Origin of the sequence: Mesorhizobium sp. M1A.F.Ca.ET.072.01.1.1 (genome assembly GCF_004023325.1) — a bacterium.
In the GTDB taxonomy this organism is placed as follows: domain Bacteria; phylum Pseudomonadota; class Alphaproteobacteria; order Rhizobiales; family Rhizobiaceae; genus Mesorhizobium.
The window spans coordinates 1-6362 of sequence record NZ_RZSF01000358.1 but is presented as its reverse complement, the minus strand read 5'-3'; the positions used below and the strand labels follow the sequence as shown (position 1 = coordinate 6362).

At 62.5% G+C, this 6362-nt stretch carries 6 protein-coding genes and 2 pseudogenes; 5 read left to right on the top strand and 3 right to left on the bottom strand.

The annotated features are described in order from the left end of the window. Positions 1-332 (bottom strand): annotated as a pseudogene (locus EOA32_RS31500) (alpha/beta hydrolase); the annotation flags it as partial. Positions 333-495: 163 nt separating this feature from the next. Beyond that, positions 496-1341 carry an SDR family oxidoreductase gene (locus tag EOA32_RS31495; RefSeq protein WP_066989643.1) on the bottom strand — a complete coding sequence of 282 codons (846 nt, stop codon included), beginning with the start codon at positions 1339-1341 and terminating at the stop codon, positions 496-498. A gap of 194 nt (positions 1342-1535) precedes the next feature. On the opposite strand from EOA32_RS31495, the gene EOA32_RS31490 reads away from it, so the two are divergent. The 5 genes from EOA32_RS31490 to EOA32_RS31470 all read left to right on the top strand — a co-directional run bounded on the left by EOA32_RS31490 (position 1536) and on the right by EOA32_RS31470 (position 5617). Beyond that, the gene (locus EOA32_RS31490; protein WP_095830124.1) at positions 1536-2570 is read left to right on the top strand and encodes a cysteine synthase A; all 1035 of its coding nucleotides are present in this window, start codon (positions 1536-1538) and stop codon (positions 2568-2570) included. After that, complete coding sequence (locus EOA32_RS31485) at positions 2570-3313, top strand: alanyl-tRNA editing protein (RefSeq protein ID WP_128373797.1); 744 nt, start codon at positions 2570-2572, stop codon at positions 3311-3313. Before EOA32_RS31490 ends, EOA32_RS31485 begins: the two co-directional genes overlap by 1 nt. 46 nt (positions 3314-3359) lie before the next feature. Continuing rightward, a complete protein-coding gene (gene sseA / locus EOA32_RS31480) occupies positions 3360-4211 on the top strand; it encodes a 3-mercaptopyruvate sulfurtransferase (RefSeq protein WP_128373796.1) in 852 nt (283 codons plus the stop codon). Between the two features lie 5 nt (positions 4212-4216). Then, positions 4217-4780, top strand: a complete 564-nt coding sequence (locus tag EOA32_RS31475; RefSeq protein WP_067321624.1) for a GNAT family N-acetyltransferase — start codon at positions 4217-4219, stop codon at positions 4778-4780. A gap of 369 nt (positions 4781-5149) precedes the next feature. After that, positions 5150-5617, top strand: a complete 468-nt coding sequence (locus EOA32_RS31470; protein WP_066989650.1) for a DUF1203 domain-containing protein — start codon at positions 5150-5152, stop codon at positions 5615-5617. A gap of 508 nt (positions 5618-6125) precedes the next feature. Here the strand turns inward: EOA32_RS31470 and EOA32_RS31465 are convergent. Then, positions 6126-6362, bottom strand: a pseudogene (locus tag EOA32_RS31465) (alanine dehydrogenase); the annotation flags it as partial.

The following is a 6362-nucleotide window of genomic DNA, read 5'->3' as shown; positions in this document are numbered from 1 at the left end:
GTGTAGAAGAGATTGGCCTCGAGCTCCCCGGCGACGTCGTCCGGCAGCGGCCGGATCTCGCCCTTGGATGCCGAAAATCCGTGGATGTAGACGATCGCAAGCTTGGTCTTGGCGTGAACCAACGGATTCGCCCAGATGATCTCCTTGTCCAACCCGTCACGGATATTGGGCACGGCCGCTTCTTCGCGCGCCAGATAGGCCTGCGGATCGTCGCCGATCGCCGAAGGATCGAAACGGATCGTCGTATCGACCGCCACGCGTGGGCCGAGGTAAAAGCCTGAGAGGAGGATAACGACGAGACCCAGTACCGCAAGCAAGATCCGTCGCCCCATGACCGACTCCAAGCAACAATTCTCAACCTATGGCGGTGCCCACCGAGAGGCAATCTCTCCCGGATCAGCGGATGTCGTGCAAAAGCCTGCGACGGTTTTGCGAAACGACTTGCATAGAAAGGCATAAAGCGCGTTGCCTGAATGCGTTTCAGCGCGAGGCGCTTTACGCCGCTTTGTCCGTTGGACTTTTTTCGCCCGGCGTCTTGCGGTCGAAATACAACGGCCGTCCCCGCCAGCTGGTGGTCAGCCCGATCACTAGTCGGCCTACGGGTCGCGGCAACAGGCCCAGCAGCTTCAGCGGCCAGCTTATGTGATAGGGGAAGGTGACTTCGAAGCCTCCCCTCCGGATGCCGCGCGCCATGCGGCGCGATGCCCGGTGAACAGGCATCAGGCCCGGCATCGGCAGCATGTTCTTCTCGGTCAGCGGCGTGTCGACGAAGCCCGGATTCATCACCTGGATGCGGATGTTCATCTTGTCGAAGTCGTATTTCAGCGATTCCGCCAAGATGTTGATTGCCGCTTTGGTGCCGCCATAGGCGGCGGTGGTCGGCCAGCCGGAATAGGCCGTGACCGACCCGACCAGGACGACATGCCCGCGTCCTCGCGTGCGCATATAGTCGACCGCAGGCACCAGTCCGTTGACGATGCCGAAATAATTGACGGCGAAGGAACGATGAAAATCGCGCACCACGAGATGCTCACCGGGGGTGGCGATGTAGTTGCCGGCGTTGAAGACGGCGAGCACGATCGGCCCCATGTCTTTCTCGATCGCCGCGACAGTGCGTGCCATCCCTTCTTCGTCGGTCACATCGCAGGGAAAGGATTTCACGTGGCCGGCCATCTGCGCGGTCTCGACCAGCAGCGTGTCGGCTGGGTCGCTGGCCAGCGCCGTCACCGCGACGGCATAGCCTTGCCTCGCCAGGTCCTTGGCCAGCGCCCGGCCGAGGCCGCTGCTGCCGCCCGTGATCCAGGCGACACCGTCTTTCGGGTTGGCCCGGTAGAGTGTCATTGGAAGTCCTGCGAATTATCTGGGCTAGTGCTCTAGCGGCGAAGAAATGGGATGAAAAGAGCGCTTTTGGATGACATCGTTGAAATGCTCGGGAGCATTGCAGCGTCCCGAATGCGACTGGACCAGGCAAAATCTTGCCTTGAAACCGCGGCTTCCGGTTTTTAGGGTCTCGCCGCACGCATAAAGGAATCCCCATGCCCCGTAATGTGATCGAAGCGATCGGCAACACCCCCCTGATCCGGCTCAACAAGGCTTCGGACGCAACCGGCTGCGAGATCCTGGGCAAGGCCGAATTCATGAATCCGGGACAATCGGTCAAGGACCGTGCAGGCCTCTTCATCATCAGGGACGCCGAACATCGCGGATTGCTGAGGCCCGGTGGTGTCATCGTCGAAGGGACCGCCGGCAACACCGGCATTGGCCTCACGCTGGTCGCCAAGGCGCTCGGCTACCGGACAGTCATTGTCATCCCCGACACGCAAAGCCAGGAGAAGAAGGACACGATCAAGATCCTGGGAGCCGAGCTGATCGAAGTGCCGGCCGTGCCGTACAAGAACCCGAACAACTATGTGAAGCTTTCGGGGCGGCTCGCCGAGCAGATGGCACGGTCGGAGCCGAACGGCGCGATCTGGGCGAACCAGTTCGACAATGTCGCGAACCGCGACGGCCACATCCGCACGACTGCCGAGGAGATCTGGACCCAAACCGGCGGCAAGGTCGACGGCTTCGTGTCCGCCGTCGGCTCCGGCGGCACGCTCGCCGGCGTTGCGCTCGGGCTCAAGGCCAAGAGCAGGCACGTCAAGCTCGCACTTGCCGATCCGTTGGGTGCTGCGCTCTACAGCTTCTATACCAGCGGTGAGCTGAAAGCCGACGGCAGCTCGATCACCGAAGGCATCGGCCAGGGTCGCATCACCGCCAATCTCGACGGCTTCACGCCGGACTTCTCCTACCAGATACCGGACGAGGAGGCATTGCCGATCATCTTCGATCTGATCCAGGAAGAGGGACTGTGCGTCGGCGGCTCGACGGGCATCAACATCGCCGGCGCCATTCGGCTGGCGCGCGAGCTTGGCCCCGGCCATACCATCGTGACGATCCTCGCCGACTACGGCACGCGCTACCAGTCGAAGCTGTTCAATCCCGAGTTCCTGCGAAGCAAGAACCTGCCGGTCCCTGGCTGGATGGACGAAAAAACCAGCATCCCGGTGCCGTTCGAAAAGGTGGCCTGATGGCGCAGAGAACCGAAGCGCTGTTTCGCGACGACGCCTATCTGAGCACGGCGGAGGCGCAAGTCGTCGCCATCAATGACCGCGGCGGCATCCTTCTCGACCTCACGATCTTCTATGCCACGTCGGGCGGGCAGCCAGGCGATACGGGCATGTTGGTGCGCGCCGACGGCAGCCGAATCGCGATCGCCGCCACCATCACCGGCGAGACCAAGGACGAGATCATCCATGTGCCGGCGCCTGAACAGGCCCTGCCGGCCGTCGGTGAAAAGCTGAAGCTCGCCATCGACTGGCGGCGGCGGCATCTTCTGATGCGTATGCACTCCGCCTGCCATCTGCTCACCGTCGTCTGCCCGTTTCCGATCACCGGGGCAGCGGTCGCCGAGGACGACAGCCGCGTCGATTTCGACATTCCCGACGCCGGCTTCAGCAAGGAGGACGTGACAGCGAGGTTGATGGAGCTTGTGCGGGCCAACCATCCCGTCTTCACGCGGCTGATCACCGACGAGGAACTTTCGGCCAATCCCGGGCTTGTCAAATCGAAGAACGTGCGGCCGCCCGTCGGCACCGGCAGGATTCGCCTGGTCTGCATCGGCGAGAATGCCTCAATCGACAGTCAGCCTTGCGGCGGCACCCATGTGAAGAGCACCGGCGAAATCGGCGAGATCCATATCGGCAAGATCGAAAAGAAGGGCCGCGAGAACCGGCGCTTCCGCATCCGCTTCGGGCCGATGCCGGCGAATTGACGAGCAACACCTACCAAAGTCACGAGGAGCGGGCAGGAGAGGAAAAATGGCCGAGGACAGCCCATTCATCGTCGACGCGGATTGGCTCGAGAAGCGGTTGGGAACGCCAGGACTGACCATCATTGACGCGTCCTGGTACCTGCCGGCGCAGAAACGCGACGCCCGCGCCGAGTATGACGACGCCCATATCCCCGGTGCCCGCTTCCTCGATCAGGACGCCGTTTCGGACCCGGATTCCAAGCTGCCGCACACATTGGCGTCGCCCCAATATTTCGCGCAATATGTCGGCTCGATGGGTGTTTCGGCCGACGACACGATCGTCATCTATGATGGTCCAGGCTATTTCTCGGCGCCGCGCGCCTGGTGGATGTTCCGCGTCATGGGCGTTTTCCAGGTCTATATCCTGAATGGCGGCTTCGACCACTGGAAGGCGGAAGGGCGGCCGGTGACGGCGGAGCAGACCCGGATCGCGCCTTGCGTCTTTTATGCCGATTTCGATGCAAGCCGGGTCGTCAGCCTCGACGAAATGCGCCGGATCGTTGGAAGGGGAGAAAGCCAGATCGCCGATGCGCGCTCACCCGGACGTTTCGCCGGTATCGATCCGGAACCGCGTCCCGGCATCCGTTCCGGCCATATGCCGGGCGCTCGCAATGTTCCGATTGCCGCGCTTGCCGAGAATGGCGAACTCCTGCCCAAGGACCGCTTGCGCAAGGTCATTGAGGAAGCCGGTATCGATCTTACAAAGCCGGTCGTCACCTCGTGCGGATCTGGCATCACCGCGGCGGCGATCACGTTGGCGCTGGAGACGCTTGGCCATACCGACAACAGGCTGTACGACGGCTCGTGGACCGAATGGGGTGGGCTGAGCGACACGCCCGTGGCGACGGGCAAGGAATGACGGCGATGGAAAACGGTGGACCGAAGGATATCGACGTCACGGTCACATTCCTCGAAATGCACGCACCGCCGGCCTCATCTCCCCCGCTGCCCTACAACCGGCAGATCGCGTTGCTGAGGACCAAGGACATTCCGCTGCATTTCTACCGCTACCTGATGGATCGCGTCGGGCGCAAATGGCACTGGGTCAACGTGCTTAGACTGAGCGACGAGGAACTGGCCGCCGGCCTGCATCGTGAGGACCGCGACATCAGCGTGCTCTACCTCGACGGCTCTCCCGCCGGCTTCTTCGACCTCAAGCCACATCTGCCCGAGGAAGTGGAACTCGCCTATTTCGGTATGATGGAACATGCGCACGGCCAGGGTATCGGCCGCTGGTTCCTGGGTGCGGCCATCTCGGCTGCATGGTCGTATGGGCCGAAGCGCATCACGGTGCAGACCTGCACGCTCGACCACCCGGCGGCGCTGCCGCTTTACCAGAAGCTTGGCTTTACGCCGGTTGCGCAAAAGAAAGAGGTCGTGCATCCGCTGACCTTCGCCGAGCGCTCGGCAAGCGTCATGCGACCGTAGCTAAAGGGAAGCGCGGCGCAGTCGGCTGCCTCGACGCCTACGCAAGCGGCGGCGGCTGGCCCTCGAAGTTCGGCAGCGACGTGTCGATGCAAGCCCAGCGGGGCGCCTTGGTCGTCCAGATCGTCGCTGCGGGCCGTATCATGCTCGGATCATCGCCAGACTCAGCCGCCCGCGCGCCGCACCCTTCTTCTGCGATCATCATGGCGCGGAGCGCGGTCCATGGCGGGTCCGATAAGTCTAGCATCGTGATTTCGGGTTCGTAATTCGATACTGCGCTTCGAGCGACGCACGAAGCGCTTGGCAGGAATCGGGTGGGAGACGCTGTCGGCTCGGCATAGTTTTCGGCCAAGGACACCGGAGAATTTTGCCATGAGCATCCAGTTCAAAGCCCTGCCGACCGAAGCCGTGCGCGCCTTACAGCGGGGAGGGCCCGACGCTTACGGCCACACGCCAGAGCGAAGGATTTCGGATGGCGATGGCGTGCCGTGCCGGCATTGCATGAAGAACGTCGCAACCGGCGATAGCTATCTCATCCTCGCCTACCGGCCGTTCCCGGAGCTTCAGCCTTACGCGGAGACCGGACCGATCTTCCTGCATGCGGACGAATGCCAACGCCCCGCGGAGGCGGATGCACTGCCCGAGATGCTCCAAAGCAGCGACTACATAGTGCGCGGTTATGGCAAGGACGACCGCATCGTCTACGGCAGCGGCGCCGTCGTCCCGACTGGCGATATCGCGGCCCGCGCCGAGACTTTGTTCGAGCGCGACGACATAGCCTACATTCACGTCCGCTCGGCACGGAACAATTGCTACCAGTGCCGCATCGAACGAGCTTGATCGCCGGCAAAAAATGCCCGCCGGTGGTCTGGCGGGTCGTTGGAAGTCTGTGACAGAAGCCTTCGGCCCGAGCCGCCGGCGGGGCCGGTTTTCACCGGAACCGAGGGCGACCGTAGCCATCAGGTAGCGAAATCTCTCTAGGCAGGTTTCTCGGGTCCCGAATGTGAAGCATTTCACACAAGAGGCACCGGATTCGCTCGCATGGCTGAGCGGCGGCCCGCATGCCCCCGCAAACTGTCGTACTCCCGTCGCATAACCGCGCTAGAAGGGCAGTCGTTAATCGATGGCCGACCGCGGATGGACCGGCGGCACATCGCAACATCGAGGAAGCGGGGCTCTGGCTCCGCTTTTTTGTTGCCCGGACTCTTCGCGCAAAGGACCGGTTGGAAACACGATAAAAAACGCCCGCCGGAAGAACCGGCGGGCGACAGAAGGAAGCTTTTATCGAGGGCAATTCCAGGAAAGGTCTGTAGCAGCGGTACCGTCCGGAATTACGTGACAAATAATTTCAGGCGGCCAGCACCGCCTTCGGTTCGACCATCTCGTAACCCAGCGCTTCGGCGACGGCACGATTGGTGATCTTGCCCTTGTGGACATTGAGGCCGTTGCGCAGGTGATGGTCGTCGACCAGCGCCTTCAGGCCCTTGTCGGCGAGCTGCAGGCCGTGATGCAGGGTGGCGTTGTTCAGCGCGTGCGCCGAGGTGACCGGAACCGCGCCCGGCATGTTGGCGACGCAGTAGTGGAT

Bases quoted from the DNA above. Each gene is read 5' to 3' on its own strand.
- EOA32_RS31495 (WP_066989643.1), bottom strand. From the start codon at position 1,341: ATGACACTCTACCGGGCCAACCCGAAAGACGGTGTCGCCTGGATCACG.
- EOA32_RS31490 (WP_095830124.1), top strand. From the start codon at position 1,536: ATGCCCCGTAATGTGATCGAAGCGATCGGCAACACCCCCCTGATCCGG.
- EOA32_RS31485 (WP_128373797.1), top strand. From the start codon at position 2,570: ATGGCGCAGAGAACCGAAGCGCTGTTTCGCGACGACGCCTATCTGAGC.
- sseA (WP_128373796.1), top strand. From the start codon at position 3,360: ATGGCCGAGGACAGCCCATTCATCGTCGACGCGGATTGGCTCGAGAAG.
- EOA32_RS31475 (WP_067321624.1), top strand. From the start codon at position 4,217: ATGGAAAACGGTGGACCGAAGGATATCGACGTCACGGTCACATTCCTC.
- EOA32_RS31470 (WP_066989650.1), top strand. From the start codon at position 5,150: ATGAGCATCCAGTTCAAAGCCCTGCCGACCGAAGCCGTGCGCGCCTTA.